The sequence below is a fragment of the Streptomyces sp. NPDC051018 genome (assembly GCF_044456085.1).
Classification (GTDB): domain Bacteria; phylum Actinomycetota; class Actinomycetes; order Streptomycetales; family Streptomycetaceae; genus Streptomyces.
This window is the reverse complement of sequence record NZ_JBITFN010000014.1, coordinates 37,205-63,802: the sequence shown is the minus strand read 5'-3', so window position 1 is coordinate 63,802 and position 26,598 is coordinate 37,205. Positions and strand designations below refer to the sequence as shown.

Annotated in this window: 26 protein-coding genes, 1 tRNA gene and 1 pseudogene; 19 read left to right on the top strand and 9 right to left on the bottom strand. The window is 70.5% G+C overall.

Annotated elements, in window-relative coordinates:
* Positions 1 to 87 precede the first annotated feature (87 nt).
* Positions 88 to 163, top strand: a tRNA-Arg gene (locus tag ACIBCM_RS23470).
* A gap of 247 nt (positions 164 to 410) precedes the next feature.
* Here the strand turns inward: ACIBCM_RS23470 and ACIBCM_RS23465 are convergent.
* The 3 genes and pseudogenes from ACIBCM_RS23465 to ACIBCM_RS23455 all read right to left on the bottom strand — a co-directional run.
* Entirely contained in the window at positions 411 to 1,802 is a 1,392-nt protein-coding gene (locus ACIBCM_RS23465; protein WP_399246211.1) for a tyrosine-type recombinase/integrase, read from the bottom strand.
* Positions 1,802 to 1,999: a helix-turn-helix transcriptional regulator gene (locus ACIBCM_RS23460; RefSeq protein ID WP_399246209.1), complete on the bottom strand. Its 198-nt coding sequence runs from the start codon at positions 1,997 to 1,999 to the stop codon at positions 1,802 to 1,804. The genes ACIBCM_RS23465 and ACIBCM_RS23460 overlap by 1 nt, the downstream gene beginning before the upstream one ends.
* An 857-nt stretch (positions 2,000 to 2,856) precedes the next feature.
* A pseudogene (locus ACIBCM_RS23455) lies at positions 2,857 to 3,174 on the bottom strand (hypothetical protein); the annotation flags it as partial.
* Positions 3,175 to 3,302: 128 nt separating this feature from the next.
* Between ACIBCM_RS23455 and ACIBCM_RS23450 the strand changes: the two are divergent.
* On the top strand, positions 3,303 to 4,241 hold the full coding sequence (locus tag ACIBCM_RS23450) for a hypothetical protein (RefSeq protein WP_399246207.1): 939 nt from the start codon (positions 3,303 to 3,305) through the stop codon (positions 4,239 to 4,241).
* A gap of 41 nt (positions 4,242 to 4,282) precedes the next feature.
* On the opposite strand, the gene ACIBCM_RS23445 is transcribed toward ACIBCM_RS23450, so the two are convergent.
* Both ACIBCM_RS23445 and ACIBCM_RS23440 read right to left on the bottom strand, forming a co-directional pair.
* Entirely contained in the window at positions 4,283 to 4,984 is a 702-nt protein-coding gene (locus tag ACIBCM_RS23445) for a hypothetical protein (RefSeq protein WP_399246205.1), read from the bottom strand.
* Between the two features lie 83 nt (positions 4,985 to 5,067).
* Complete coding sequence (locus tag ACIBCM_RS23440) at positions 5,068 to 5,820, bottom strand: transposase family protein (protein WP_399246203.1); 753 nt, start codon at positions 5,818 to 5,820, stop codon at positions 5,068 to 5,070.
* Positions 5,821 to 5,940: 120 nt separating this feature from the next.
* Here ACIBCM_RS23440 and ACIBCM_RS23435 point away from each other — a divergent pair, with 120 nt between their 5' ends.
* Positions 5,941 to 6,096 (top strand): hypothetical protein, encoded by a 156-nt coding sequence (locus tag ACIBCM_RS23435; RefSeq protein ID WP_399246201.1) that lies wholly within the window; start codon positions 5,941 to 5,943, stop codon positions 6,094 to 6,096.
* A 208-nt stretch (positions 6,097 to 6,304) separates the two neighbouring features.
* On the opposite strand, the gene ACIBCM_RS23430 is transcribed toward ACIBCM_RS23435, so the two are convergent.
* Positions 6,305 to 7,138, bottom strand: coding sequence for a DUF1932 domain-containing protein (locus tag ACIBCM_RS23430; protein WP_399246199.1), 834 nt, complete (start codon positions 7,136 to 7,138; stop codon positions 6,305 to 6,307).
* 94 nt (positions 7,139 to 7,232) lie between these two features.
* On the opposite strand from ACIBCM_RS23430, the gene ACIBCM_RS23425 reads away from it, so the two are divergent.
* Positions 7,233 to 7,385: a hypothetical protein gene (locus tag ACIBCM_RS23425; RefSeq protein ID WP_399246198.1), complete on the top strand. Its 153-nt coding sequence runs from the start codon at positions 7,233 to 7,235 to the stop codon at positions 7,383 to 7,385.
* 646 nt (positions 7,386 to 8,031) lie between these two features.
* Here the strand turns inward: ACIBCM_RS23425 and ACIBCM_RS23420 are convergent.
* Entirely contained in the window at positions 8,032 to 8,937 is a 906-nt protein-coding gene (locus ACIBCM_RS23420) for a phosphotransferase family protein (protein ID WP_399246196.1), read from the bottom strand.
* 33 nt (positions 8,938 to 8,970) lie between these two features.
* Positions 8,971 to 10,356 carry a hypothetical protein gene (locus ACIBCM_RS23415; protein ID WP_399246194.1) on the bottom strand — a complete coding sequence of 462 codons (1,386 nt, stop codon included), beginning with the start codon at positions 10,354 to 10,356 and terminating at the stop codon, positions 8,971 to 8,973.
* A gap of 308 nt (positions 10,357 to 10,664) precedes the next feature.
* Between ACIBCM_RS23415 and ACIBCM_RS23410 the strand changes: the two genes are divergently transcribed.
* The 7 genes from ACIBCM_RS23410 to ACIBCM_RS23380 all read left to right on the top strand — a co-directional run bounded on the left by ACIBCM_RS23410 (position 10,665) and on the right by ACIBCM_RS23380 (position 16,452).
* Positions 10,665 to 12,278: an ATP-binding protein gene (locus ACIBCM_RS23410; RefSeq protein ID WP_399246192.1), complete on the top strand. Its 1,614-nt coding sequence runs from the start codon at positions 10,665 to 10,667 to the stop codon at positions 12,276 to 12,278.
* Between the two features lie 94 nt (positions 12,279 to 12,372).
* Positions 12,373 to 12,810, top strand: a complete 438-nt coding sequence (locus ACIBCM_RS23405) for a roadblock/LC7 domain-containing protein (RefSeq protein ID WP_399246190.1) — start codon at positions 12,373 to 12,375, stop codon at positions 12,808 to 12,810.
* 50 nt (positions 12,811 to 12,860) lie between these two features.
* On the top strand, positions 12,861 to 13,205 hold the full coding sequence (locus tag ACIBCM_RS23400; RefSeq protein WP_399246188.1) for a DUF742 domain-containing protein: 345 nt from the start codon (positions 12,861 to 12,863) through the stop codon (positions 13,203 to 13,205).
* Entirely contained in the window at positions 13,171 to 13,788 is a 618-nt protein-coding gene (locus tag ACIBCM_RS23395) for a GTP-binding protein (RefSeq protein WP_399246186.1), read from the top strand. The genes ACIBCM_RS23400 and ACIBCM_RS23395 overlap by 35 nt, the downstream gene beginning before the upstream one ends.
* Positions 13,785 to 14,288 carry a GAF domain-containing protein gene (locus ACIBCM_RS23390; protein ID WP_399246185.1) on the top strand — a complete coding sequence of 168 codons (504 nt, stop codon included), beginning with the start codon at positions 13,785 to 13,787 and terminating at the stop codon, positions 14,286 to 14,288. The genes ACIBCM_RS23395 and ACIBCM_RS23390 overlap by 4 nt, the downstream gene beginning before the upstream one ends.
* A gap of 32 nt (positions 14,289 to 14,320) precedes the next feature.
* Positions 14,321 to 15,529 (top strand): acyl-CoA dehydrogenase family protein, encoded by a 1,209-nt coding sequence (locus tag ACIBCM_RS23385; RefSeq protein WP_399246183.1) that lies wholly within the window; start codon positions 14,321 to 14,323, stop codon positions 15,527 to 15,529.
* Positions 15,530 to 15,594: 65 nt separating this feature from the next.
* On the top strand, positions 15,595 to 16,452 hold the full coding sequence (locus ACIBCM_RS23380; protein ID WP_399246181.1) for an SAM-dependent methyltransferase: 858 nt from the start codon (positions 15,595 to 15,597) through the stop codon (positions 16,450 to 16,452).
* Positions 16,453 to 17,078: 626 nt separating this feature from the next.
* Here the strand turns inward: ACIBCM_RS23380 and ACIBCM_RS23375 are convergent.
* On the bottom strand, positions 17,079 to 18,488 hold the full coding sequence (locus tag ACIBCM_RS23375) for a Twin-arginine translocation pathway signal (protein WP_399246179.1): 1,410 nt from the start codon (positions 18,486 to 18,488) through the stop codon (positions 17,079 to 17,081).
* A gap of 302 nt (positions 18,489 to 18,790) precedes the next feature.
* On the opposite strand from ACIBCM_RS23375, the gene ACIBCM_RS23370 reads away from it, so the two are divergent.
* Genes ACIBCM_RS23370 through ACIBCM_RS23335 form a run of 8 tightly spaced genes read left to right on the top strand, consistent with a single transcriptional unit; the run spans position 18,791 to position 26,502 of the window.
* On the top strand, positions 18,791 to 19,201 hold the full coding sequence (locus ACIBCM_RS23370; RefSeq protein WP_399246177.1) for a 6-pyruvoyl trahydropterin synthase family protein: 411 nt from the start codon (positions 18,791 to 18,793) through the stop codon (positions 19,199 to 19,201).
* Positions 19,198 to 19,944, top strand: coding sequence for a 7-carboxy-7-deazaguanine synthase QueE (locus ACIBCM_RS23365; protein ID WP_399246175.1), 747 nt, complete (start codon positions 19,198 to 19,200; stop codon positions 19,942 to 19,944). Before ACIBCM_RS23370 ends, ACIBCM_RS23365 begins: the two co-directional genes overlap by 4 nt.
* A gap of 52 nt (positions 19,945 to 19,996) precedes the next feature.
* Entirely contained in the window at positions 19,997 to 20,635 is a 639-nt protein-coding gene (gene folE / locus ACIBCM_RS23360) for a GTP cyclohydrolase I (RefSeq protein ID WP_399246173.1), read from the top strand.
* A 40-nt stretch (positions 20,636 to 20,675) separates the two neighbouring features.
* Positions 20,676 to 22,484 (top strand): AMP-binding protein, encoded by a 1,809-nt coding sequence (locus tag ACIBCM_RS23355; RefSeq protein ID WP_399246171.1) that lies wholly within the window; start codon positions 20,676 to 20,678, stop codon positions 22,482 to 22,484.
* Positions 22,481 to 23,131, top strand: a complete 651-nt coding sequence (locus tag ACIBCM_RS23350) for an HAD family hydrolase (protein ID WP_399246169.1) — start codon at positions 22,481 to 22,483, stop codon at positions 23,129 to 23,131. Before ACIBCM_RS23355 ends, ACIBCM_RS23350 begins: the two co-directional genes overlap by 4 nt.
* The gene (locus ACIBCM_RS23345) at positions 23,128 to 25,185 is read left to right on the top strand and encodes a hypothetical protein (RefSeq protein WP_399246167.1); all 2,058 of its coding nucleotides are present in this window, start codon (positions 23,128 to 23,130) and stop codon (positions 25,183 to 25,185) included. The genes ACIBCM_RS23350 and ACIBCM_RS23345 overlap by 4 nt, the downstream gene beginning before the upstream one ends.
* Positions 25,182 to 25,793 carry a phosphoribosyltransferase gene (locus ACIBCM_RS23340; protein ID WP_399246165.1) on the top strand — a complete coding sequence of 204 codons (612 nt, stop codon included), beginning with the start codon at positions 25,182 to 25,184 and terminating at the stop codon, positions 25,791 to 25,793. Before ACIBCM_RS23345 ends, ACIBCM_RS23340 begins: the two co-directional genes overlap by 4 nt.
* A gap of 13 nt (positions 25,794 to 25,806) precedes the next feature.
* Complete coding sequence (locus tag ACIBCM_RS23335) at positions 25,807 to 26,502, top strand: 7-cyano-7-deazaguanine synthase (RefSeq protein ID WP_399246163.1); 696 nt, start codon at positions 25,807 to 25,809, stop codon at positions 26,500 to 26,502.
* The last annotated feature ends 96 nt before the right edge of the window (positions 26,503 to 26,598 follow it).

Genomic DNA, 26,598 nt, shown 5'->3' with positions numbered 1-26,598 from the left:
CAGGCGAAGCAACCGGGTCAAGGCGACGGGAGCCCTATCCTTGTCCCCGGCAAGGCCACGGGCTCCGGTATCCGCGGCCACCATCCGGCCCCCGTAGCTCAGTGGATAGAGCAGGCGCCTTCTAAGCGCTTGGCCGCAGGTTCGAGTCCTGCCGGGGGCGCCACCGTCTCACCATCAGGTGAGAGGCGTTTTTGCAGGTCAGAGCATGTGCGGCTGACCGCAAGGGCGAATCGGAATCTCGCACTCCATCAAGGGCGAAGTCCGGCTGACACCGGCCAAAACCGGGCTTCTACGGGTGTCCGTCCCACATACGTCCCACAGAATCGGGGCCTCGGAGGGCCCCGGCTGCAGGCGGTGCACAAGCAGAGCGGCCTCGGAACCCGCTGTTCGCGGGGCTCCGAGGCCGCTTTTCACGCCGCCACCTCCGGGAGGTCCTGGGCGCCTTCGATCCGTTTCAGGTAGTCGTCCAGCTGCCCGACGACGCAGCGTGCGTAGATGGCCAGCAGGACCGGCACGCTGTTGCCGGCCCATTCGGCGACCTGGGCGGGCGGGATGCCGCTGTTGAGCCAGGTCGTCAGGCAGGTGTGACGAAGGTCGTACACACGCCTGCCGGTCGGCGTCTTGAGCTCGTGCTTGGTCAGGATCTCCTCGCGCGCCTTCGCCCAGACGCGCCGGAACACCGAGCCGGCGAGCATGCCGCCCTTCTCCCCGGGGAAGAGGAGATCGTCCGGCTTGAGACCGTACTTCTCGATGGTCTCGCGGAGGATCGCGACAAGGGACGGGTGGAGGGGAACGACGCGCGTGTCGCCCTCGCCCCGGCCCTTGAGGTCCCGTTCCTCGTGGACCTCCCCGGTGTCCGTCCACTGGCTTCCGACTTCGGGCTGGGCCTCGTGCACGAGGAACTCGCCCCACCCGGCCTCGGGCAGCGTGGCGTCCCCGACACGGAGGGCAACGGCTTCCTCTGGGCGCAGGCCCGCGTAGTAAAGGGCGGCGAAGAAGGCCCGGTAGATGCGCCCACGACGCGGACGCTCGCCTATCCAGTCCAGCATCTTCGCGACCAGGTCACGGTTCAGCAGGCAGCGCTTGTCGATGGCCTGCGCCACCTTGGGGGCAGCACGTTCCTTGCCCTTCGGGAGCGGATTCTGCTTCAGGTAGTTGTGCCTGATCGCGTACCCCATGACCAGGTTCATGATCCGATCGTTCCGTATGACCGAGCTGGCGGCAGCCGCCGTGCCGTCCAGGAGGGTGCTGAGCGCGGAGACGACCTTGTCAACGTTCTCGGTCTTCTCCCAGGCACTCATGGGGAGGGAGTTCCGCTTGACCCAGTCGAGGATCGTCCGCACCTCGGCGGGGACAAGCTCATCGGGGTTGTTGCGCCTGTTGACGTTGAAGGCGTACTCCCGCAGCGCCCTGCGTACCATCACAGGATCGAAGTGCGCCGGAGGCGGCGTACGCAGCAGGGCGATGGTGGCGGAAGTCAGCGCCTTGGCCATGTTCTTCCGGGTGTTCCCGGAAGCACGCGGCCATTTCCAATCGACGTACTCGACGGCAAGCTCGAACCACTTGACCTCGGACGCCTTGGACAACCATGAGATCGGGAAGCCGTTTTCGACACAGAAGGGCTCGCGCTTCCGATGCGCGGTCATGAGCTTCGAGCGTTCGTCGTCGGCGGCTGCGTACTTCTTGTAGGTCTTACTGTGCTTCCTGTGGGCAACCTTCCAGCGGACTGTGTAGGTGCTGCCCTTCGCCCGCTCGTTCGTCTCGATCTTGTAGAAGCGAACGTCCAGTGAGCCGACGTCCATCAGGAAGGGTCCTCGCAATCAATGAGCCAGTTTTCGAGATCGCGGCGTCGTATTCGGAGAGTGCCGTTGGGTAGGCGGATGCAGAGCGGGCCCCGCCCCTTTTGGCGCCAGTCGTAGAAGGTTGATCGGGAAATTCTCAGCTCGTCGCACACGTCATCGACGGTGAGCTGCGAAGCAGGTCGCGTCGCTGCTGTCACGACGCCACCTCGCAGTCACAAAGGAGGGCCGCGCTCGGTAGGATGGCGGGCTGACGTGCTGTCACGAGGCGAAAAAGGGCATGAGGTATCGCCGATGGGCACTTGAGCATGAACTTTGGTCCCTTGGGAAGAAAGCACGCGGAGCGAAGGGGCGGAATCAGCGCCGAGCTCCGCAGGGGCTGCGAAGCACCGCTATCTATCAGCGAGCAAGCACTGTGTCGCGAGAGCAGCAGTCGCGAGTGCCGTCTGGTACCTCCTCATAGATTTGTGACACGTCGACTGCGTCCGCCACGGGTCCACCGCCAAGCAGCCCGTGCGAACGAAATCAAGGATCCGGACGATCCCCGGTTTGGCGAACCGGGGATCGTCGGCTATACATCGCTCTGCGCGCTCCCCCACCCAGCCTGATTCCGCGTCACGGAGCCTCCGAGGAATGAGAGCACAGTCACTTCCCATCACCGCTAACCCCGGAGTGGTCAATATGCGGCTCGGGCCGGGCGACAACATGCACGAAAGTCGCCTCGACCGAATTAACGTGACACCTCGCTATTTCTCGACCAGCCTCTAAGGATGTTGTACGTTGACATCCTTTCGGGATGCATTCAAGTCCTTACAAGCAGTTCTCCGTCTGCTATGAGTGAATCAAGCAGAAGCCGCTGCCCAACCCGGTTCACGGGCCGTGCGTTCTCGTTCGCGGGCGGTTCCCAATTCGAATACGGCATCGTGGGGAGCGCCGGCAACGGCCCGGTGGCTGAACAGTTCGAGCAGCAACTGCAGGGGGAATTCGTCGCGGTTGAAGCCGCCGGGGATCGCCGCCGCAGCGGTGGCGGTTCGAGGACAATGAGCCTTTTCCAACCTCACGTTGAGGCGTAGTGAAGGACGAGGACGGCCTTTCACGAAGTCGGTGCTCCGGTTGGTGCCGCAGCGGAGCTTCCGCAGGAGGCGCCAGCCCTTCAAGACGGCCATGGCCTGCTCGCCGACGCCCCGGATCTTGGCGTGGCTGTTGTTGCGCCGTCGCTTCCAGCGCTTGAGCCGACGGCCCCAGAAGGGGACTCGGATGTGCCGTCCGGCATGGGCAGCAGTGTGCCGTCCAGGATGACGCACGCCTTGGCTGTGGCGGTCTTCATGGCCTCGGCCAGGGTCGGGGCGCGGGCGGCCAGGACCTCGATGGCCTCACGCCGGGCCGCGCCCGCGACCTGACCGGTCGCTTCGGGATGCCCAACTGCCCAGTTCCGTCGCAGCGGTGACGTGCCGACAGAAGCAGGATGTAATCTCCTCTCCAATCCAGAGAAGAGGAGTCGCCATGGCGACGCGGGTTGACTTTAATTTCGGTGACGACGGAAGCCAGGAGAGCATCGTGATCTCCTCCGACCAGCTCGCCCGAGTGGTGCGCGCCGCACTGCAAGACAAGGTGCTGCTGTCGGAGCAGGCCGCGCCTCATGACCTGTGGCGGGACATCGAAGCCGTGACCAGACTGCTGGAGGGCCTGGAGGATTGGCGGGAGAGGGCCATCGTGGCGGTCGACGAAAGCGGCACCGTGGACCGGAGCGCCCTCGGCATCGCCGCGAGCATGGGCGCAGCAAAGCTGTACGACCTGCTGGAACGGCACGGCCGGCCACGCAATCAGACACGGCTGACCCAGGTGGAGGCGCTGGAGAGCCGGGTGACCGGCGAGGACGGAGAGTGGGACCCGGCCCGCGTCGTCGCCACCATGAACAGCTACGGCTGGGAGACCGACGACAAGCGGGCCCGCGCACTGCTGCGGGCGCTGACCGAGCAGGAGGTGCTGGAAAAGATTCCGAACCGAGGCGGACGCGCCGTCTACCAGGTCGTCAACCCTCGGGACTGGCTGTACTGCCTGGACCCGGAGCGCGACACGATCGAGAACGGCCCCTCCACTCCAGCGCGGGTCGCGAGGCTGGCGCGCGAAGACTCCGGTCCGACCGAGTGGTGGCTCGGGAAGCCGCTGAAGCGGATGAGGGACGGTGACCGGCTGTGGATCTACTTCGGCGGGGTCGAAGGAAAGATCGCGGCGATGGCGCATGTGAAGTCGTCGCCGCGACCGGCGCCGATCGGTTCGCAAAAGCCGTACGAGTTCGACGCCGAACTGGACCTGAAGGCGACCACGGCTCTGTCCAAGTCGCCGGTACGGCTTGAGGAGATGGATCAGAGGCACCCGCAGGCATGCGGGGAGATGCGGGCGGCGGACGTGAAGCTGGCCGAAGCGCGTGCCAACCTCTGACCGCCCTTCCCGCTGGGCGCGCACCGCATCGCCGTGCGTGCTCAGCTCTTGAGGGCTTGCTCGATCCGCTCGAAGTTCTCAGGGCTGAAGTTGCCCCGGCTGATCTGCACGCTCCGGTTTTGTTTCGGCGTCACCACATTCGGATACGACGCCAGCTCCGGCACAGCGATCTTCCAGGTGGCCGCGATGCGCCCGAGGACGATCACCGCGTCACGGGACATGGCGCGGCGCACCAGGTAGAAGGCGAAGGACTGGGAGGGCAGTGTGTACGGGATCGGCCGCCACGATTGCGAATGGTAGCCGTGGAACTGCACGGCAAGGATCTGCCGGGCGAGTTCGTCGTGACTGTGCCCCTGCTTCGTCAGGCCGTTCAGGGTCCGGGACCACCACCGGAGTCCTGGATGGTCCTTGTCGGGGTGCGTCAGGAAGTGGTTGGGGGTCCCGCCGACGTTCGCGATGTGTTGCAGGGTTCGCTCGGTCACGCCGGGCCGGGCGTAGGCGGCCGGGTCTGCGTCGCTCACGCCTGGGTTGGCCAGCAGCACGACCAGGGGCGCGTCGTGGAGGCCGATGAACGGTTCCGGCGGGAGTGTCAGGTTGAGCTGGTACGGCGCGTGCGAGGGGCGGACTTGGGTGTCGGCGAGGGCTTGCAAGTGCGGCAGGTCTTCGGGGACCGCGTACGGTGCGTTCCTGGTCGTGCGGGTCCACGGATTGAGCACCTGATCCCCCGCTGTCCGCGTCGTCATGGCATGCAAGCCTACGAGCATCCTGCGAGCGGACCGTCACCGTGCCGGCCGGCCATCGGCGCAGGGAGCCCTTCCCATCTTGATCAGGTGGCGAATTCGAGGGCAACGACGGCACGGACAGCGGCTGTGATCCGGGTGGTGCTGCAGCGGAGTTTCCGCAGGAGCCGCCAAGACTTGAGGATGGCCATGACGCGTTCGCCGAGGCTGCGGATCTTGGCGTGATCGCGATTGTGGCGTCGGCGCCAGCCGCGCAGGCGCTTGCCACGGATCGGGACACGGATCGCAGGGCCGGCGACCTGGTACGCCTTGTCGGCCCAGCACTTGATGTTGTCTGCGGCGAGGGCGGCGGGTATGCCGTGGGTCCGGGCCGCGGTCAGGTCGTGTGTGGCTCCCGGCAGTGCGTCCGAGGCCCAAATCAGGCGTCCGGCGGGATCGGCGAGGACTTGCACGTTCATCCCGTGGTGCTTCTTCTTCCCGGAGTAGTACGGCTGGTCGGCGGCGATGCGGTCGATTGGTAGCACGGTGCCGTCGAGGATCACGTACGCCTTCTTCCGGACGGTCGTCATGGCCTGTTCCAGCGTGGGCGCGAGGGCGGCCAGCAGGTCGACGGCCTCGCGTATGTAGCGGTAGGCCGTGGCAATCCCGATGCGGAAGCCCGCGGCAAGGCGAGCGTAGGTGTCGCCGCAGCGCAGGTGGGCCAGGACGAGCAGGGCCTGCCGGCCGCAGGTCAGGCGACGCCAGCGTGAACCGATCCGACGACGGTGACCTGCAAGAAGACCGGAGAGATGCCCCAGAGTGCGGCTGGACAGATCGATGCCGGACGGGTAGACAAGCACGCGGAAGCTCCTGGCGGACTGGTGATCTTGGTCGTGAACCCGTCTACCAGGGACTTTCTTCATGCCCGCCGCCGGGGCTGCCAGCCCAACCACCCGTGAGGTTGGAAGAGGTTCAATGTCGTGGCCGGCCTGTTCGAGGTGTTCGCGCGGGTCGGCGGTGCCGTAGGCGGAGTCGCCAAGGACCTCGACCGGCTCGGTCTCATCTGCCGGGAGACCCTCGGCGACCTTCGCCTCGTGGTTCTCAGGCCGCTGCCGGGGCCAGGGCCACCTCGGTGAACAGGCAAGGTCTCCGGCTCCACGGCGACGTGCCCTTGAAGCCCTCGTGGTGGCGGGTGCGGTTGTTCGCGGTCCGGGGAGGCATGGCCATGGACAGGCTCGCCCCGAGTCCGGTGCGGTGCCGGGGCCGCGTGGGGCGCGGTCAGCAAGTGGCACCGTGAGGCCACGCGACTGGCACGTTGCGGTTTCAGGTGTGTCCGGCGGTGGTTCAGGTGCTGTCGCGGAGGTGGTCGAACACCTCGTCGAGAGGCATCTGGTAACGGTCCTTGTCGTCGGACCAGCGGGTCAGGACGGCGGCGGTGGCAGTGGCGAGGTCGACTGGGAGCCCGGCCGTGCGGAGGGTGTCGGCGATCTCTGTCATTTCGGGTGCCCAGCGCCAGGCGCGGGCGGCGACGCTGGGCAGGTAGCCGGGGTCGGCGAGGATGTCCGCGGGCATGACTGCTGCTTCCTCGGTGAGCAGTTCGCTGACTCCGTGGGTGTCGGCGAGGGCGTGGGAGACGGCGGCGAGGGTGCGGGCCGATTTCTGGAAGGCGGCGAACGCCATTTTCAGTGCCGACGCCGCCCCGGGCGCCTCGCCCGCCGTGCGGGGGTGCACCGTTGTGCCGGTGAAGACACGGGTGATCAGGTCGGTGGCATCGGGTGGGCCGGCGAGGTAGAGGCGGCAGGAACGGCCGCCGGTGGGAGGCGGGCCGAGGATCGCGCCGTCGACCACGACCGGTGCCGGCCGGATGGCGTGGGCGATGCGTTCGGCGCGCTGGGGGCTGATGGCGTTCGCGTCGAGGTAGATGCCCTGGTAGTCGTGGGCGGCGACGGTGGTGGCAAGGTCTTCGGCGGCCTGCGGCGGGCAGACGCAGATCACCAGTTCGCTGGCGTCGAGGGCTTCCTGAAGGGAGCCTGCGGCGGTGAGTCCGGCCTGTTCAGCGCGCGTGCGGGTGGCGGGGCTGCGGCCGTCGGGCACCCACAGGACCTGATGGCCGACGGCCACCGCTTCGGCGGCGACGGCCGCGCCCATGGCTCCGGGGTGCAGGACGGTGATGATCACGAGGCTCCTCCGGGAGGCAGTTCGAGGCTACGGGAATGCTGGTGGGCGGTGATCGCCTCGTACAGCGCGATGCCTGCGGGGCGGACCCGGCGGGATGGTGGACGAGGGCGTGGCCGAAGCGGTCGAAGCTGCGGTTGACGCTTTCGGTGGCGCGGCGGGCGCTCACGGAGATGACGTCGTGGATCTCGCCCGCGGCGGCGTCGAGTTCGCCCTGTCCCAGGCGGGCGGTGGTGTTGAACGTCACTGAAAATGCCTATGAGTGTGGCAGTTTGGGCAGCTTGGTGCCGACAAGATCGGTAAGCATGCCTGCCGACGGATAGGTGCGGGTTTGGGGCGGCACCTTGCCGATGGGGGGCATGTGAAAGGCCCTCCCGGTATCTCTTGGCCGAGCGCCGGGAGGGCCGTGTAGCGCGCGGAGGCGCTGTGCTCACGGTAGAGGCCGACCCGGCGCGGGTCGAAGTGCGGTTGGCTGAAGGTGAGCTGGTCACGCAGGGTTGCGGCGTGGCCCAGGGCGGCGATGGCGTCCTCGGTCTGCTGCAGGTGGCCCAGGGCCGGGCGCGGATCGCGGCCAGGCGGATGTGCGCGGTGCCGCTCCCGGGGGTGAACGCCGCTGCGGATTCGGTGAGGTCGACGGCGTCGCGGGGGCGGCCGTCCCAGTAGGCGATCAGGGCTTGCAGTCCGCGGACCCAGGCGCGCAGGCCCTTGTGCCCGGCGAGCCCGCCGCACAGGAACGGGCGGTCTGTCAGCTGTTCCATGACGGCGGGTCCGACGTTGCTCGCCTCCGCGCTGGCCGCGAATCGGGCCGAGCCGTCGGCCGCTGCGCTCACCGTATCTCCCTCCGCCGCCCCGGACGTGCCGCGAGCGTGCTTCCCCCCGTCGCCGGACTCACCGGGTCACAGGATGTTCCACGGCAGTGCGTGCTCGTTCTCGCGGAGTCCTTTGATGCGGCGGCGGACTTCGGCGAGGGAGCCGGGGGTGTGGGCTGTTTTGCGGGCGTTGGTGGTGATCATGCGCAGTTCGCGGATGTCGCGCAGGACCGGGTAGCCGGGCCAGGCGGTGACGTCGAAGCCGTAGGCGGTGGCGAAGTCGGTGTAGTGGGCGGGTCCGTGGCCGAAGCGGCGGCAGTGGATCTCGACGGTGACCAGGTCCCATTCGGGCCGGCCGTGGGCGAGGGTGTCCCAGTCGCACAGCACCGTGCGTCCGGCTGCGGTGTCGTGGAGGGCGTTGCGGTGCTGGGCGTCGCCCTGGACGAGGCCGGGCGGGAGTTCGTACCGCACGTCCTTCAGGCGGTGTTCGAGGCGGTCGGTCCTGTGGCGGAGGAAGGCCAGGTCGTCGGCGTCGAGGGTGCGGGCAGCGGTGAGGGAGCGGCGGATCGCGTCGAGGTTGTCCAGCGGCCGGACCGGTACGGGCGGGTCGGAGAGGCGGTGGAGGGCGGCGAGCGGTGCGGCCAGGTCGGCCGCGATGATGGGCCGGGCGGGCTGGGGCAGATAGGTCCACACGGTGGCCGGGGCGTCGGCGGCGAGTTGCAGGGGCTGCCGGACGCCGGGGTGCAGGGGCACGCTGGGGAAGCCGCTGTCCGTCAGCCAGCGGACGAGTTGGACCGTGTGCTCCAGGGCCGGTGCAGGGGTGCCCTTGCGGGCGATCTTGAGGACGGCGGGGCCGAGGCGCACGACGGCGTTGGTGTGCCCGCGCAGCAGGTGCGGCTGGTGGCCGTCGAGCCCCAGTGCGCGGCCCGCTCGGGCGATGAGGCCGGTCAGCTCTGCGGGGGTGTAGCCGCCGGGCAGCGGGGTTGGCGTCATGGTGCCCAGGCTCCCCGAGCCCGGCGGGCTGTGTCACCTGGAGGTGGCTGTGACCTGGAGTACGTCGCCGAGTTCGCGGGCTGCGGGTGCGGTGCGCAGGGCGGGCGGGATGGTGTTGAGGACGTCGTGGGCGCGGGCGGTGAGGATCGCGGTCCGCTGGCCCTGGGGCACGCGGAGGCAGGCCGCGGCGGCGAGTCGGCATGCCTCGGTCAGGTGGCGGTCGGTGGCGAGGCAGATGGCCTGTTCGAGCTGGAGGAGGGCGGGGTCGATGCCTTGGTGGCCGGTGTAGAGGGTGAGGGCTTCCTGCTGGACGGCGTGGGCCTGGCGGGTGTGGCCGAGGTGGGTGAGGGCGCCGCTGAGGTAGAGCAGGTGCCGGCGGCGGGGGAAGGCGAAGGCGTCGTCGGGGTCGTCGGCACCGGCGCGGTCGAAGGTGTCGCGGGAGGTGCGGATGGCTTCCGCGGCGCGGGCGGCATCGCCCTGGCGGGCAAGGGCGCGGGCCTCCGCCGCGGCGGCGAGGGCTGCGGTGGGGGTGGGGCGGTGCCGGGCGAGGATGCGGGCGTCGCGGGCGAGCGCGGCGGCCGCGGTCAGGGGGCCGTAGTAGTAGGGGAGCATCGCGGCCTGGGCGCGGACGCGGGCACGCAGGTCGGTGCTGGTGCTGTCGTCGGCCGCCGCCCGGGCGGTGGCGTACCAGGCGCGGGACTGGCGCAGCCGGCCCAGGCGCATGAGGGCATCGGCCATGAGGGTGGCCAGCACGGCGGTGAACTCGGAAAGGCGCATCTGGACGGTCGCGGGCTGGCGTTCGGAGGCCAGCAGGCGCAGGTCGTCGAGTTCGGGCAGGAGCTGTCCGAGCATGTCCTGCGGCGGGGTGACGAGGTAGTCGGCCCGCAGGTGGAGCAGGCGTTCTTCGAGCAGGTCGAGCTGGTGGGGGCTGGCGGTGGCCCGCGCGAGGGTCTGTTCGATGCTGCGGCGGGAATGGTTGAGGATCTCGTCGAGCCGGTCCCCCGCCATCGCCGGCGGCAGCCCGTGGCCTGCCCGGCGCTCCGATTCCGGGGCGCGGACCTCAGGTTCGTCGTCGGAAGGTCCGGTGCCGGGGTAGGTGCTGAGGCCGAGGGTGCGGGCGTCAGCACGGTACAGGGCGCACAGGAGGTCGATGGTGGCGGCGCGGGGGCGGCGGTCGGGGTGGGTCTCCCACAGGCGCAGCTGTTCCTGGTCGATGCGGGGGGCCGTGGGGTTGTCGCGGGTCATGAGGCGGTAGGTGTCGACGGCCTGGCGCAGGGTCCAGCCGCGCGCGAGGCGGTGGGCGCGCAGGAGGCTGACGGAGCAGCAGGCGGCGATGCCTTCGGCGGTTTCCTGGACGGTGCGGTGTCCGCCTTGTTCGCGCTGGCGTTTCGCGCAGGCGGGTGGGTGCTGGTCGGGCATCTCGTCCCCTCCGCGGTCGAGATCATTTCGCTGGAGTGTAGTGACCGGGCCCACAACCCTGTCTGAGATTCCGTGAGTTGTCACGGATGGTCGCGGGGTTTCCATTACAGGTCACGGAACACAGCATCCGAGCACGGTTTCCGTGTTTTTGCCGGGTTGCCGGCTGGCGGGGGTGGGGCGCACGCTGCCGCATCACCGAATTGTGTCCGGCACCCGCACCCCCTGTTCGTCTTCCCGCATCCCCGCCGACGGACCGGTACGGACCGGACGGCAGGGCTGGCCTTCCCTTCAACGTGAGGACTTGAGTAGTGGCGACTTCCGATCGGGCCCAGGCTTCCGGGGGACGTGCTCGCCTGCGGGGCGGGCCGGGGCGGATGCGGCCGAACGGCGGGTATGCGGCGCTGCTGGCGGCGGGGGCGGTGGTGCCGTCCGTGGCGTGGGGGGCGGCTGCCGCGGGGCTGGGGCCGGGGTGGACCGTGGCGGGGGCGGTGTCCGCGTCGGTCGCGGCGATGTCGTTCGGCCGGTCCCGCGCCTGGCGGACGGCTGCTGCGCACACCCGTGAACTGGTGGCGGGTGAGGACCGTGCGCTGCGGGAGCGGCAGCAGGTCGCCGCGTGGCTGGAGCGCTACAAGCACACGGTCGCTCATGGGCGGGCGGAGATGACCGGGGTGCTACGGGCGGCCCGGGAAGGCCGGTTACCAGAAGTGCCGGTTCTGGTGCCGATGCCGCAGGTGGCGGCGGATCCTCTGGCCGCGATGGAGAGTCTGCTGGCCCAGACATGGCGCGAGGCTGCACATCACACGGCACAGGTGGTACGGGAGGAGAGGGATCCGGGGGCGGCCGTGATCACGAACATCGCGCCGCGGATGACCTCTTTGGTGACGCGGGCCTTGGGCGTGCTGGACGACTTGGAGCGGGACACCGAGGATCCGGAGCTGCTGGACGGGTTGTTCCGCGTGGACCACACGGTGACGCTGGTGCGCCGCTATGTGGAGAGCCTGGCGGTGCTGGGCGGCCGTACCCTGCCCGGGGCGAGAACTCCGGTGCTGGTCTCGACGGCGATCCGGTCGGCGATCGCGCAGACCGAGGACTTCAGCCGGGCCCGCGCCTCCTTCCCCCGGGAGCCGATCGCGGTCGTGCCGCACGCAGGTCCGGCCGTGGTGCACCTGCTGACGGCGCTGATCGAGAACGCCCTGTACTTCAGTCACGAGCACCAAGTGCTCGTCCAGGCACAGCATGCGGCGACCGGGCTGGTGATCGAGGTCGAGGACCGGGGGCTGCGCCTGCTGCCCGACCGACTGGAGTGGGCGAACCGGCTGCTGGAGCACCCGCGTCCCGAGGATGTCCGGACGCATCTGCAGGACGGCCGGATCGGGCTGCTGGTCACCGCGCTCCTCGCCCGCCAGCACGGCATCACCGTCCGGCTGGAGGGCAACACCGCGGGCGGGACGACCGCCCGGGTCATCCTGCCCCACAGCCTGATCACCATAACCGCACCAACGACCTCCGCCACTCGCCCGGCCTTCCCGCCGGACCCGGCCCCCGTTCACCAGAGGCCCCGTCAACCGTCCCGGCAGCCCCCGCTCTCATATCCCCACGCCGATTTCGATCACGTCCCCACGCCCGTCCGTCCGGGGTCGACGGGGCATGGCTTCGGCACACTGCAGCACCCAGATTCCGCCATGCCCGTCCCGTCCGCCGAGCCGGTGCCCGCAGCAAACGGCACAACGCCCGGTGCACCGGCGGCGGGCGGGGAACTGCCCGAACTGCCCAGGCGCACCCGGCGAGCTGGGCCGGAGGTTCCCGGCCCCCGGACGGCGCGGGAGGATCCGGGGCCTGCCACCGCCGGTCTGATGGGCGCCTTCAGCGCCGGCCGCCAGCGTGCCGACACCCACGGCCCGGACCGTTTTCCGCCCTCCTGACCAGCCGGAACCACGGCACTACGTCCACCACCTACATGCCCGGGCCTTGGCGGCCGGGGCAAATCGGAGATCCGTCATGCCGTACGACCACACCATGCCCACCACAGCGCGCAAAGCTGCCGAGGAACTCGGGAACCTGGGCTGGCTCCTGGAGCGATTCCTGACCGTGACCCGGGAGGCCCGGTGGGCGGTCCTGGCGTCCCGGGACGGGGTCACCCGCTGCTTCGCCGGGCTCCCGAGGGACTACGCGGACCCCATCGGCGCACTCGCGTCCGGGCTCCACTCACTCGGCATGTCCGCGCCCGGCCCTCTGGGCACGACCGCCACGGGCGAGGTCCGGCAGGCGGTCATCGAGCACGACGATTACCTGCTGTTCGTGATGGGCGCCGGCCACGGCAGCCTGCTCGCGGTCCGCGCCCGCCCCGGGGCCGATGCGGGCGTGATCGGGCACGAAATGGGGCAGCTGGTCAGACGGGTCGGTGAGCACCTGACCACCCCCGACCGGACCGCCGAGGGGAGTCCGGCTTCGTGACGGCCTTACAGCACGCCCCTGCCGACGAACACCACAGCATCCCCCGACCGGTGTCTGAGCCACGGGTCCGCCCCTACGGCCTGACCGGCGGCAGGACCTGCCCCCGCTACCCGCTGCGCCTGGAATCGCTGATCGGCGCCGGCCCGCAGCCGCCCCCGGATCGGCTCGCCCCCGAACACGCCCAGGCCGTGGCGCTGTGCCGCAGCGGAGGGACGTCGGTCGCCGAGATCGCCGCCGGTCTCCAGCTGCCCGTCCAGGTCACCAAGGTCATCACCGCCGACCTCCTCGACCAGGGCGCGCTCGTCCTGTGTACCCCGGCCGTCGCCGACGGCAGCAACCCGCAGTTCCTGGAGGCCCTCCTTGTCGCTCTCGACCGTAAGTTCTCCGCCGCCTGACACCACAGCCGCCACCGGCCCCCCGGTCACGCTGAAGATCGTCATCGCCGGAGGATTCGGCGCGGGCAAGACCACCCTGGTCGGCGCCGTCAGCGAGATCCCCCCTCTGCGCACCGAGGAGACGATCTCCTGCGCCAGCACCGGCACCGACAGTCTGTCCGGCATCGAGGGCAAGACCACCACCACGGTCACCATGGACTTCGGCCGCATCACCTTCACCACCCCAGCGCCGATGGTCCTCTTCCTGTTCGGCACCCCCGGCCAGGACCGGTTCCGCCACACCTGGGGCCCGCTGTCGGAAGGCGCTGTCGGCGCGGTCGTCCTGGCCGACACCCGCCGCCTTCAGGACTGCTTCACCGCGATCGCCCACTTCGAGCAGGCCAGCATCCCGTTCATCGTCGCGGTCAACGAGTTCGACGGCGCACACCGCTATCCCGAACCGGCCCTGCGCACCGCGCTCGACCTCCCCTCGCAGGTGCCGATCATCGCCTGCGACGCCCGCGAAACCCGCTCCGCCGCCACCACCCTCATCCACCTCGTCCGCCACGCCCGGACCCTCGCCACCGCCGGAGCCGACCTGTGACCTCCAGCCCCGACCAGCGCGCCCGTCGCCTGGCCGAACTCGGCCTCGTCCTCACCCCTTCTCCTGCCCTCGACCGCCTCGCAGGCGACCTCGCCGACGCCATTGGCGCCCCGTACGCCATGGTCAACCTCATCACCGACCGCCAGTTCTTCGCTGGCCTGCACACCCCGCCCCCCGGCTCCCCCCTGCCCGAGGTGGACCGGACCATGAGCCTGGAACACGGCTACTGCCCATCCCTCGTGGAACGCCGCACCGCCCTGGTCCTGCCCGATGTGTGCACCGTCGCCCGCTTCGCCAGCAACCCGGTCGTCGACCAGGTCGGGATCCGCTCCTACGCCGGAGCACCCCTCATCGACCCGGACACCGGCCTCGTCCTGGGCACCGTCTGCATCGTCGATACCTCCCCCCACCGGCCCGACACCGCCCGTACCACCCTCCAGCTCGTCAAGGAACACCGCGACCGCACCTGGCACGCCCTCACCCACACGCCTGTCAGATAGCCCGCCCCCGCCCGGAGCAGAGGAAGAACCGCATGCCCTACGGCCTCCTGTCCGATGACCACCATCAGCTGCGCGAGAGTGTGGAGCAGTTCGCCGACAACGAGATCACCCCCCGCGTCGCGCACATGGAGGCCACCGGCACCGTCGAACACCACCTTGTGGACCTGATGGCCCGCCAGGGCTGGATCGGCGTGACCATCCCCGCCTCCCACGGTGGCATGGACGCCGGACACACCGCCAGGACGAGCGTCATCGAAGAGATCTCCCGCCGCAGCGCCGCCATGGGAGCCGCCGTCCAGGCATCCATCCTGGGCGTGGCGAAGATCCTCCACTTCGGCACCCCGGAACAGCAGCGGACCTGGCTCCCTCAGATCGCCGGCGGCACGCTCCTGCCGACCATCGCCGTCACCGAGACCGAGTCCGGCGGCCACGTCCTGGGCATGCGGTCCACCGGCCGTCGCAAAGGCAAGGGTTGGGTCCTGGCCGGGCGCAAGGTGTTCGTCGGCAACTCCCACCTCGGACACCTTCACGGTGTCGTGGTCCGCACCAGCAGTGACCGGGGAAGCCGGAACCTGACTGCCTTCCTCGTCGAGCACGACCGCAAAGGTGTCCACCTCACTCCCCACACACCCCGCCTCGGTCTTCGAGGGTTCTCCTTCGGCGAACTGGTCCTCGACCACGTCCGGATACCCGACGACCACCGCATCGGAGATGTCGGCGAAGGACTCGACGTCGCCTACTCCTCCAGCGTGCTGTGCGGCAGGCTCAACCTCGCCGCCGTCGCCCTCGGGATCCACCGCGCCACACTCGACCAGACCACCACCCACGTCACCAGCCGCCCGCGGATCGCCGACGAAGGCGTGGTCCGCGCCCGCGTCGGCGAAATCGACGCCCTGCTGCGGGTGTCCCGGCTTGCCGTCTACCACGCCGCACGCCGGCTAGACCTCGGACAGCCGTGCGACATGGATCTCATCGCCGCCAAGTACCAGGCCGTCACCGCGGCCCTACAGGCCACCGCACTCGGCATGAGAACCCACGGCGCCGCCGGACTCCTGACCGAAACGCCCATGGAGCGCTACCACCGCGACGCCCAGTGCATCGAACCCCCCGCCGGCACCAGCGACATCCAGCTCCACCGCCTCGCCGAAGAAGCCCTCACCCCAGGCCGGCCGCAATGGTCCCGCCGATTCGCCCGCACACTGCCCACCGGGTTCCCGCTCACCCACCCGGCCACCGCCTGACGCCCCCTACCCCGCACACGTAGAACCCTCAACCCTCACCCTCGGCCTCCCCTGCGAGAACCCTCATGCCCGCACCTGCTACGCCCGCAGCTCCCGACGACCCCACCCCGCCGCCGAAAGGCGTCAGCACCGCCCGCCTCTACAGCGCCTACCAGGGCGGTCCCGCAGCCCGCGACGCATACCAGAGCGATCTCGACATCGCTGCCCAGATGGCCGGCCTCGGACTCGACCCACAGCTCATGGCCCGCGAGAACCGCGCCTTCCACAACCGGGTCACCCGCTACGCGGCCAAGGAGTTGCGCATCCGCCAGGCCCTCGACGTGGGCTGCGGGAACCCCGCCCAGTTCGGACCCAACACTCACGACATCCTCGAAGGGATCCAGCCCGACACCTACCGGGTGCTGTACGTGGACCACGACCCCGTCGTCGTCGCCCACGCCGCAGCCCTGATGCGCGGCGACCGGCCCGACGCCACCGCCGCAGCCCAGGCCGACCTGCGCAACCCCGACCTGATCCTGCGTACCGCGCGGGAGCACCTCGACTTCACCCGCCCCGTCATGCTGCTGCTGATCGCCGTCCTCCACTTCATCCCCGACGAGGACGACCCCTACAGCCTGGTCCAAACCCTGATCGACGGCCTGCCCCCGGGCAGCGCCGTCGCCGTCAGCCACACCACCGACGACTTCGCACCCGAGACCATGCGCCGCGCAGAAACCCTCCTCGCAGGCCAAGCCATAAGGGCCCGCACCCGCCACCACGACGCCATCGCCTCGTTCCTCGACGGGCTCGCCCTCGTCCCACCAGGAATCACCCCCGTCCATCAATGGCGACAGCCCGACCCCGACACCAAGCAGATCCCCCCGACCGAAATCCATGGCTACGGCGCACTCGCCCTCAAGCCAACCGACTGGACCGCACTATGACCCGTCTCACCCCGGCTCCCTTGACTCTCCGACAAGCGCGGTGGGACAACAGCGGCGCCGAGCGCCGTCACGCAGCCAACGGCGGTGCTGCTGCACGCGGCCCTGACCACGTTCCCAGCGGCGTCGCGGAGGGTGGTCCAACGACCGCACGCGTCCACCTGGCGGAGCAGGATGGGAACCGGCTGCGCGGGAACCTGAACCCGGTGGGCCGGGTTCCATCTCCCGTCAGCCACGGCGCTCACCTGGCCCGGAAGGTGAGACTGCTGCGGGAACTCGGTGCCCGGGGGATCGGCACGACGCGCGCTTGCCGAGCAGCGGAGGCAGCCTCTCGGCCGGGCGCACTCCCTGGCGGGCCACCACTCGGAAGCGGAACAGACGGGCAGCAGGCCAAGGGGGAGTTCGCCGAGAACGGCTCCCGGCAGTGGACCGCCCGCAGTCTGGAGCTGCTCAGCCAGAGCATGGCCGCCTCCGGACGGCAAGGGCGCGGTCTCCTTCTACACCCGGTCCCTGGAGCAGTACAGCAGCTTCAGGGCCGTGGACGCGGATCGCGTCCTACGGCGGCTGGAGGCGGCACGGTGAACACCAAAGACGTGGCCTGCGTACGCCTCTTCGGCCACACCAGGAGGCTACGCGGCTGTCCCGTCGGCACGGATCGGGGCCGGAAGCGTTCGCAAACGCTCGGCCAGCTCGGTTGCCGAGGCCGTCGTCGAATTGTCGAGCAGGCGGCCGAGACGGGTCAGGCGGTTCCGGGCGGTCGCGCGAAGCCTCGGCGGAGGGATCAGGTCGAGCACGCCCAGCGCACGGTTGGCCGCCTGATCCGGTGCGTCCCAGGCCTCGGCGAGCGCGAGGACGAGCGTGGCCGCGACCCACGCCGGCGTCTCGGCGGGCGCAGCGGCGATCGACTCGCGCGCGACGTCGGCAGCTCGGTCGCACCGTTCAAGCGTCAAGTAGGCCTCGGCTACGTGAAGACGGTGCTCGGCGCGGTCGTATCCGAAGCGCCCCGGCAGCTCGGCCGCCGAACGCATGATCTCGTCACTCTCGCTTACCACGTCGTCGGCTTCTGGGGTCCGCTGCAGGGCGGCGAGCGCGGGCAGCAACGCCCAGCCCAGGAGCTGTGCCCGGCGCAGACCCTCGGGGGCGTGCTGAAGACCGTATTCGGCGTGGCGGCGGGCGTGGTCCCAGTCGCGGCGGGCGGTGGCGACCATGGCCAGCGCGCCACTGGCCCAGGCGGTGAGCGCCTTCTCCTGGGTGGATTCGCCGAGAGCGCCCGCCAGGGTGAGGTGGGTGCGGGCCCCGGCGCGATCGTCCAGATGGTAGGCCAAGTTACCCAGGAGGGCCGACAGCCAGCCGACCTGCCGTCGAAGACCGTACTCGGTCTCGCGGTCAGCCGCTGCCGTCGCGGTGGAGAGCAGGTTGCGGGTCCCGCGGACCTCTTCGAGCAGAACAGCCGGCGGATGCTTGCTGTAGTTGAAGGCGTAGTGCTCCACGGCCGCCTCGGCCAGGGCAACGAGCGCCGGGGAGCCGCCCGGGGCGTCCAGCACGGCCCACTGGACGGATTCGCGGATGGCGGGCAGCCCACTGGCGGTGGTCATGGGTTCCTTCCGGCTGATGTTCATCTCTTCGCGCTGATGCTGACCGTAGTGGAGTGGCGGCGGAGTCGCGCAGGTGCTGCACCACAGGCAGCGTGTCGCCAGGCCGAGTTGGTCGGGACGGGCCCCGTACGCCCGGGAGATCATCAGCCGGTACTCGTCTCCGGGATCCGCCTGGCCGTGCTCATAGCGGCAGAGCAGGGCCTGGGTCAGGTTCGGCGGGAGCAGGCCGTCGGCCAGGTAGACGGCGGCCACCTCCCGGATCGCCTGGGGCCGCGACCACCCCAGAGCCAGACGCCACGCCTCCAATGCCGTCAGCTCCGGCAGCGCCGATCGAAGGGTCGTGACGATCCGCTCCTGGGCGTGCCCTTCGCGCTGGCACTGAGCGCGGATCCGGGATGCCTCCCGCTGGATCTCCGCACGACGTTTTCGGGTAACCCCGCCCACTGCCCGCCCCTCCCCCAGGTCCCTGGACCGTCCAGGACGACATGGCTCCGGGACGGACATTGCGCAGACCCGTCAATGTTCCTACGGATGACCGGCAATGACGACAGGTCAGATTCGGGCGCATCGTGGGAGTCGGCCGATGTCGGGAGCCGGGTATCCGGCCGATCCGCCGACCCGTCAGCGCTCCCGGCACGATGCCGGTGCGCACGACGCGCCAGGGCCCGTCCCCCTGGCGGACCTGCCTCTGTGGGAATTCCTCTGGCGGCTGGGGCCGCCCACTACACGACTCACGAAGGATGATCATGGACCTCGGTTCCGTTCCGCTTCCGCCCGGTGGATTCACCATCGGCAAGAAGTTCGCCTTCGAGGCCGGCCACCGCCTCCCCGGGCTGCTGCCCGACCACAAGTGCGCCCGCCAGCACGGCCACAGCTACGAAGTGGAGGTCATCTTGACTGCGCCCACACTGGAGGAGCCCGGCTTCGTCACGGACTTCGGCGCGCTCGCCCCGTTTAAGGAGTTCCTGGGCACCGAGCTGGACCATCGCAACCTGCACGAGGTCCTGCCATTCGAGCCGACGTCGGAGCGCCTGGCCCAGTTTCTCGCCGGCTGGTTCATCCAGAACCTCCAGCCGGCGGTCAACGGCCGCCTGGTCGCCGTCCTCGTCCGCGAGACGACGAGCAGTTGGGCCCGCTTCGATGTGGAGGCGCAGTGACCGCCCCCGCGCCGATCAGCGCCGACCTGGCGGCGACCGACGCCGCGTTTGGGCTGATCGTCGCCGAGTGCTTCGGCGTCGAGGTGCCGACCTTCCAGGGCGAGGGTCCCAGCTGTGGGCACCCCGCCCTGTTCATCCGTCTGTCCCGGTGCAACCTCACCTGCACCAAGTGCGACACGAAGTACACCTGGGACTGGTCCCAGTTCAACCCCCGCGTGGAGTCGACGAAGAAGACGGTGGCCGAGCTCGTGGCCTGGGCCACGTCCTCACGGGTGGAGCTGGTCGTGATCACCGGCGGGGAGCCGCTGCTCCAGCAGGCCCGCCTGGTGCCGCTCGTGGAGGCGCTGCTGGCCGCCGGGAAGCGGGTGGAGTTCGAGACGAACGGCACCATCGCGCCGACGCCCGAACTGCTGGTCGACGGGGTCCGCTTCAACGTCTCGCCCAAGATCGCAAGCTTCGGCATGGACGAGGCCAAGAGCGTGGTGCCGGCCGCGCTGGAGGCGTTCGTGGCGTCCGGGCGGGCGGCGTTCAAGTTCGTCGCGTCTTCGGTGGCCGACCTCGACCGCATCGCCGAGCTCGCCGACGTTCACCGGCTCGCGCCGGTGTGGGTGATGCCCGAGGGCACCACCGCAGACGCGATCACCGCCACGACACGGACTCTCGCGGATGCGGTCGCGGTCCGGCGCTGGCACTTCACCATCCGACTGCACGCGCTCGCCTTCGCGGACGCGCGAGGCCGCTGACCTTCCGGCTCTGCCTGACCCGTTCCCCAGCCCGTGGAAGCGAGAGAAGCCCATGACGACCTCGATTGCCGACCCCGACACTGCTCTGGACGCTGCCCTCCCCGTTCCCGGCCGGCCCTCCGCGGCCGTCGACACCGCCCGGGTCGCCAGCCTGATCTCCCAGGTCCCGATCGCGCTGGGCGAGGCCCCCGCCCGCGAGGGGCTCATCGGCACCCCGGACCGTGTGGCGGCCTGGTGGGACGACTTCCTGTCGCCGGACGGCGCCGCGATGGCCACCTGCTTCACCGAGTCCCAGCTGAGCGACCAGTTAGTCATCGTGGGCGGAATGAGCGTGTGGTCGCTCTGCGAACGCCACATGCTGCCCATGAACTTGCAGGTCACGGCCGGATACGTGCCTGACGGCGAGGTGGTGGGCCTGTCGAAGTTCGGGCGCATCGCCCAGCACTCCGCTGGCCGCCTCCAGGTCCAGGAACGCTTCACCCGCGAGATCGCCGAGCATCTCACCGGCGTGACCGGACGCAAGGACCTCGGCGTCGTCGTACGCGGCCTGCACCTGTGCATGAGCATTCGCGGCGTGCGGATGGAGGACGCCCGCACCACCACCGTGCACACCGGTGGCCGATTCGCCACCGAACCGGTGCTCAACCAGCAGTTCGTCACCCTCGCCGCCGCTCAATGGAATTCGGCCTGACCTCGGACGCCGTCGAGCAGACCAGGAAGGAGGTGAACTGATGTCCACATCACCGGCTGTCGTTCCGTCGTGCGCCGAGGCACCGCTCGGTCCTGCGGCAGGTTCGGTGCTCTCTCACATCGCTGGGCGGGCTCAGGATCGTGCCCTCGTCTGCGCTGTGCGCTCGGGTGAGGAGAGTGTGACGTACGGGGAGCTGTGGGAGCGGGCCGGGCGGGTGGCCGCCGTCGTCTCGGCCGTCGCGGGGAGCCGCGGAGAGCGACGGGTCGCGATCGGCTTGGCGCCGGGCGCCGACTGGGTGGGGTGCCTATTGGGCATCTGGCGAGCCGGGGCGGTGGCGGTACCGGTCAACCTCGACCACCCGCCGGCCCGGCTGCGCCTGCTGGCCGGGAGCGCGGATCTGCTGGTCCACACGGGCGGGGCGATACCGGGCTGGTGGCCGCACGGCAAACCGGCCGTCGCCTTCCCCGCTGCGGAGGCGGGGCACCTGCCCGAATCCGGCCCCGAGTTCACCGCGGCCGCGGGCGGCCGGACCGCATGCATCCTGCACACCTCCGGGTCGACGGGCGCGCCGAAACCCGTGGTGCTCCCGCACGGTGGGCTGGCCCGCCGGATCGCCGACTTCGCGGATCTATACGGGATCACGGCGGAGGATCGGATCGCGCAACTGGCCGCGGCCTCGGTCGACGTCGTGCTCTGGGAGACTCTGCTGGCCCTGACCGTCGGCGGAACCCTGTGCGTTCCCCACGGCCGTCAGCGGGTCCCCGGGATCGGACTGGTCCGGTGGCTCGCCGGGGAGCAGGTCACGGTCGCCACGATGACCCCGACCATGCTCGCGGCCTTACCGGAGGTGACGCTGCCCGAGCTGCGGCTGCTTGTCGTCGGCGGCGAGGCGTTGGCCCCGGCCCGCTTCCGCTACTGGATCGATCGGCACCAGGTCGCCAACGCGTACGGCCCGACCGAGGCGACCATCGCCACCCACGTCGCCCCGCACATCACGGGCGACGACCAGTCGGCGCCGCTCGGCTCGCCCGTGCCCGGGGTGGACGACTACCTCCTCGACGAAGACAACCAGCCCGTGCCCGACGGACAGCCCGGTCACCTGCACCTGGCCGGGGTGGGCCTTGCCGACGGGTACGCGGGGCTGCCCGACCGTACGGACCGCTGTTTCCCCACGCTCACGATCGACGGCCGGGCGGTGCGCGTGTACCGGACCGGGGACCGTGCCTGGCGGCGAGGCGACGGGCAGTTGGTGTACGCGGGCCGGATCGACCGGCAGCTCAACCTCGGCGGCGTGCGCCTGGAGCCGGAGGAAGTCGAAGCCGCCGCGCGGGCCCTCGACGGCGTAACCGCGGCGGCGGCGCTCGCCGAACCGGCTGGGGGCCGGGATGTCCTCGCCCTGCACGCGGCTGTCCCCGGTGGCCGGATCACCGAGACGGCACTGCGCGCGCACCTGGCCGGCCTGCTTCCCTCGACCGCCGTCCCCACCCGCATCCACCTGCACCCCTCGATCCCGCTGACCGGGTACGGCAAACCGGATCTGCGCGCGCTCGCCGCCCTCGTCTCCCCCGGCACTCCGTCGGCCTCCGCGGACGGCACGGCCCCGGCCGACTCGGCCGTGCCGCTACCGGACGCGGTCCGGGTGTGGTGGCGGCAAGCCACCGGCACTGAGCCCGCCACCGCGACGAGCGGCTTCTTCTCCGGCGGCGGGGACTCCCTGGCCTGTGTGGAGCTCCTGCACCGCATCAACGAGACCTTCGGACTCGAGATCCCCCTCGCGGACTTCACCGCCCAACCGACGCCCGCGTTCCTCGCCCGCGCTCTGGCCTCCACCACCGAGGAGTCGGCATGAACACCCCCGTGAAAGCCGCCCTGTTCGACCTGGGCGGAGTCGTCCAGCACTTCCGGGGCAACGGCCGCGCCGAAGCCGAGAAGGCGGTCGGCCTGCCGCCGGGGACCCTGCGCCGTATCGCCTACAACGGGTCATTCGCGCTGGCCAACTACGGCGTCTACAGCCACGAGGAGTGGCTGGAGGCCGTCCGGGGCGACCTGGTGGCCGAGTTCGGATCGCACGCGGGCGCCGCCGTGGAGGTGTGGGCGAAGGACCCCGGTCAGCTGGACGAAGACGCGGTGACCGTCCTCAAGGGCGTCCGTGCCCAGGGCATTCCCGTCGGCATCTTCACCAACAACACCACCGGGCTGCAGGCGGACCTGGCCCGGCTCGGGTTCGACGCCTTCGACAAGCTGATCAACTCGGCGGACCTCGGCGTGATCAAGCCCTCCCCGGTGGCCTACCGGCTGGCCATCGAGGCCATGGGCGTGCCCGCCGGAGAGATCTTCTTCGCCGACGACAACCCCACCAACGTCATCGCCGCCCGGCACGTCGGACTGCGCGCCGTCCGCTTCGTCTCCGTCCCCGGGCTCATCGCCGACCTGGCCGCATGCGGCATCACCCTGCCCACACCCACACCGGACACGAAAGGGGAACCCCGCGGATGACCACCCTGGACCCGGTCGCGGCCCCGGACCTGCCCAACGGAATCTGCTGGGCCGACGACCTCACCGACTGGTGCAAGCACCTGGAAGACGGACAGATCGCGCTGCTGCGGTCGGCCGACCCGCAGCGGGCCGCCCGCTGGGCGGACGTCGCCGCCTTCTACGGAGCCCAGTCGCCCCTCACCACCGCGGCCGCCCCCGCCGACGGGAGCCTCGTGGTCGGCGTCGGCGCGACCAGCCGGCTCGCCCAGAGCGCCGCCCGAGCCCTGGGCCGCGGCTTCGTCCACGTCGATGCCCTGAACGGCGCCCTGACGGTGCCGGTCCCGGACGGCGGCAGCGTGCTGCTCGCCGCCCAGGCCGACACCTGCTCCCTGGCCTCCCTGGCCCCGCTGCTGCACACCTGGTCCCAGCGCTCGATACGCGTCGGGCTGCTGACCGGAGTCGACCTTCCGGGCATCGCCTTCTCGCTCGCCAAGATCCTGGCCGCCCGCACCACGCGGCCCGAGGCGCACGACGTACTTCTCGACGGGCTGACCGGCACCGCCCGATGCGGGCGGGTCCTCGACGAGCGCACCGCCCTGGACACCGCCGTCGGCGACCGGTGGCGCACCGCCGTGGTGGAGGCCCACGGCTCCGGATCGCACGCCATCCTCGGCCCCTACAGCGTGTGCGGGCTGACCGGAGAGCGGGAACTCGACAGCACCGGCTCACCGGTGCCGGGCGGCTGCACCCCGGGCCGGTGCCGCGCGGGCGGCACGCTCACCCCCCTGCTGCTGCGCGATGTGGCGTGCCGGACGCTGGCGCTGTTCGTGTGCACAGCACTCATCCTCGACCCGCACGAGCACTACCCCTCCAGCGTGTCGCTCGCCCACGCCGCCCTGGAAGGGCATCCGGCCGCGGTGATCGGCATGGTGCACCAGGACCTGCCCGTGACCGCCGAAGCGCACCTGACCAGCCGACTGCTCGCCGCCGGCCGCCCGCTGGGGGCCGTCACCGCCGACCTCAACGACACCGTGGGCCGAACCAGCGGATACCTCCTGCTCGGCGACCCGGACCACTCCTTCGGTGTTGCGCCCGAACCCGGCACGGCGCCGGTCCTCACACTCTGGCCCGTCCGGCGTCCCGCTCTCCTCACCACGTCCTCCCCCGACGGGCGGCCGGTGGGGCTGGTGACCCGGGACGGGATCTGGCACGGACCCGAGGACGCGGCACAGGTCACCGACGGGCTCGGGGCGGCGCTCGGCCTGCGTACGGAGCTGACCGGCTGGCTGACCGCTCTCGACGCCGGCGCTCTGTTCGAGGGCAACCTGCGCGCATGGGCGATGGCAGCCGACCACCCCAAGACCCGCGTCGTCGAAGGGCTCAAGGTCATGCGGCGTCATCGCGAAGCCACCCGGGAGAGCGCCCTCGCCGCGCTGCAGCTCGTCCAGAAGTCGCTGCGCGCCGGGTACGGGCCCCTGCCGGACCTGCCCGCCGATCTCGACCGGCACGCCACCAGCTGGGCGAAGGCCCTGTCCGAGATGAGCGAGCACTCCCGCTTCGGCATGCTCGACCAGCTCACCGACGCCGCGACCGCCACCCACACCCGATCCCACGGACCGGCTGCCGTCGGCCCGTGCGGATACTGCCGCAGCCCGCTGGAGCGGACCGTGTGGTCCGGGCCCCTGCCCGGCGCCGTCGAGCGGATCCATATCACCTGCCCGCGCTGCGGCCTGGTGGCCGACCGTCCCACCTCACCCGCCCACGAGGCCGTACGCCTTCACGTGCCGGGTGAGCTCGTGCCGGGTCGGAGCGTACGGATCACCGTGGATCTGCCCGGCGCGGCGCCGGGGGTGTGGCTGGCCGTGCAGCTGCGCGACCGCGGCCGACACGCCCTCGCGGCCCACCACCGCCCCGGCGTTGTCGGCGCGGCCCAGGTGGAGATCGCCGTCCCCACCGACCTTCAGCCCGAGGTCCACCGCATCTGGGCCTTGGCCGTCGACCGCTTCCTGCCTGCCTGGCACCAGGTCCGCGTGCCCAGCACGCCGGGCGCCCACCGTGAGGAGCAGCTTCCGTGACCACACCCACCCTCCCGCCCGCCTCTACGCGGGCCCCCATACGTCTGGCCTGGGGCGGAATCGAAGCGATCGTCCGCGAGCTCGTTGTCCGGGCGGCCGGTGACGGCATGCCGGAGACCGTCGTCGGGATCATGCGCGGCGGGATGATCCCGGCCGTGATGATCGCCCATCAGCTCGGCATCCGCGATGTCCGGACGATCGAGGTCACGCACACCGCGACGGATGGCGTCAACGCGGCCAAAACCAGCGCCCCCGCGTACAAGAACCCCGCCTCCCTTGGCGACCTGGCAGGACGGGACGTCCTGCTGATCGACGACATCGCCGGCAGCGGAGCCACGCTGGAGCGCACGCGCCGGATGGTACAGGCGCTTGGGGTCCGGCGCCTGCGCACAGCGGTCCTGACGGTGAACCTGGCCAACTGGCAGGCCCCTAAGGCCCCTAAGGCCCCTAAGGAGCGTATCGACTACGTCGGCGAGCACACCGACACCTGGGTGATCTTCCCCTGGGAGACGGGGGACGGACCCTCGGCCGCAGGCACGCCGACGGCGGCCCAGAGCCAGGTGCCCGCGCCGCGTGCCGCTGTCGTGACCGATGCCGACCCGAGCTGAACCGGAGAACCCGATGGGCAACGACGTACTGCTGTACTCCGCCGGGCTGGATTCCTTCCCGGCCTGGCACTACCTGGGCAAGCCCCGCGCGGTGTACTTCGACATCCGCCACCACTTCCGCGAGCAGGAACTGGACTGCGTGCGCGAGCTCGCCGAACGGTGCGGCATCGACCTCACGGTCAGCACCGCGCTGGACCTGTCCAGCTGGAACACCCGCCCGCTCATCCCGTTCCGCAACATCTACTTCGCGATGCTCGCCTCCAACGACGGCGCCGGCACCATCTGGTGCGTCGGCGTCAGGGGCGACCAAACGCTCGACAAGAGCCCTGCCGCCTTCGCCCGGATGAGCGAGGCCCTCTCGGAGTTCGCCGGTCGCCCGATCAAGGTCGACAGCCCCTTCTGGGACATGACCAAGACCGACATCGTGCGCTGGTACGTCAAGGCCGGCCTGCCCGTGAGGGACTTGCTGGACACCTTCTCGTGCATGGAGCCGGGCGGACGGCGCGTCCACTGCGGGCGCTGCTCCAGCTGCCTGCGCCGGTGGATCGCCCTGGCCAACAACCAGATCACCGGCGAGTTCGCCGCCAACCCCTGGGAGTGGGACCGCGTGCAGAGCTACTACGTGGGCGCCATGCGCGACGGCACCTACCCCATCCACCGGGCCAAGGAGTTCTTCGCCGCCCTGAAGACGGCCGGCGCCTCGGTGTAGCCGGGACCCGCAGCGCCCTTCCAGCCCCTGAACAGCACACCAACATCCCCAGCCCCGCACGGCGGTATCGCCTTGCGGGCCACCGGACGGAGACCT

What these genes read in the sequence shown, in the direction of transcription:
- ACIBCM_RS23415 (WP_399246194.1), bottom strand. Translation starts at nt 10,356, where the DNA reads ATGCCCGACCAGCACCCACCCGCCTGCGCGAAACGCCAGCGCGAACAA.
- ACIBCM_RS23465 (WP_399246211.1), bottom strand. Translation starts at nt 1,802, where the DNA reads ATGGACGTCGGCTCACTGGACGTTCGCTTCTACAAGATCGAGACGAAC.
- ACIBCM_RS23370 (WP_399246177.1), top strand. Translation starts at nt 18,791, where the DNA reads ATGGACCTCGGTTCCGTTCCGCTTCCGCCCGGTGGATTCACCATCGGC.
- ACIBCM_RS23420 (WP_399246196.1), bottom strand. Translation starts at nt 8,937, where the DNA reads ATGACGCCAACCCCGCTGCCCGGCGGCTACACCCCCGCAGAGCTGACC.
- ACIBCM_RS23385 (WP_399246183.1), top strand. Translation starts at nt 14,321, where the DNA reads ATGCCCTACGGCCTCCTGTCCGATGACCACCATCAGCTGCGCGAGAGT.
- ACIBCM_RS23380 (WP_399246181.1), top strand. Translation starts at nt 15,595, where the DNA reads ATGCCCGCACCTGCTACGCCCGCAGCTCCCGACGACCCCACCCCGCCG.
- ACIBCM_RS23335 (WP_399246163.1), top strand. Translation starts at nt 25,807, where the DNA reads ATGGGCAACGACGTACTGCTGTACTCCGCCGGGCTGGATTCCTTCCCG.
- ACIBCM_RS23345 (WP_399246167.1), top strand. Translation starts at nt 23,128, where the DNA reads ATGACCACCCTGGACCCGGTCGCGGCCCCGGACCTGCCCAACGGAATC.
- ACIBCM_RS23445 (WP_399246205.1), bottom strand. Translation starts at nt 4,984, where the DNA reads ATGACGACGCGGACAGCGGGGGATCAGGTGCTCAATCCGTGGACCCGC.
- ACIBCM_RS23405 (WP_399246190.1), top strand. Translation starts at nt 12,373, where the DNA reads ATGCCCACCACAGCGCGCAAAGCTGCCGAGGAACTCGGGAACCTGGGC.
- ACIBCM_RS23350 (WP_399246169.1), top strand. Translation starts at nt 22,481, where the DNA reads ATGAACACCCCCGTGAAAGCCGCCCTGTTCGACCTGGGCGGAGTCGTC.
- folE (WP_399246173.1), top strand. Translation starts at nt 19,997, where the DNA reads ATGACGACCTCGATTGCCGACCCCGACACTGCTCTGGACGCTGCCCTC.
- ACIBCM_RS23355 (WP_399246171.1), top strand. Translation starts at nt 20,676, where the DNA reads ATGTCCACATCACCGGCTGTCGTTCCGTCGTGCGCCGAGGCACCGCTC.
- ACIBCM_RS23425 (WP_399246198.1), top strand. Translation starts at nt 7,233, where the DNA reads ATGGTGGACGAGGGCGTGGCCGAAGCGGTCGAAGCTGCGGTTGACGCT.
- ACIBCM_RS23450 (WP_399246207.1), top strand. Translation starts at nt 3,303, where the DNA reads ATGGCGACGCGGGTTGACTTTAATTTCGGTGACGACGGAAGCCAGGAG.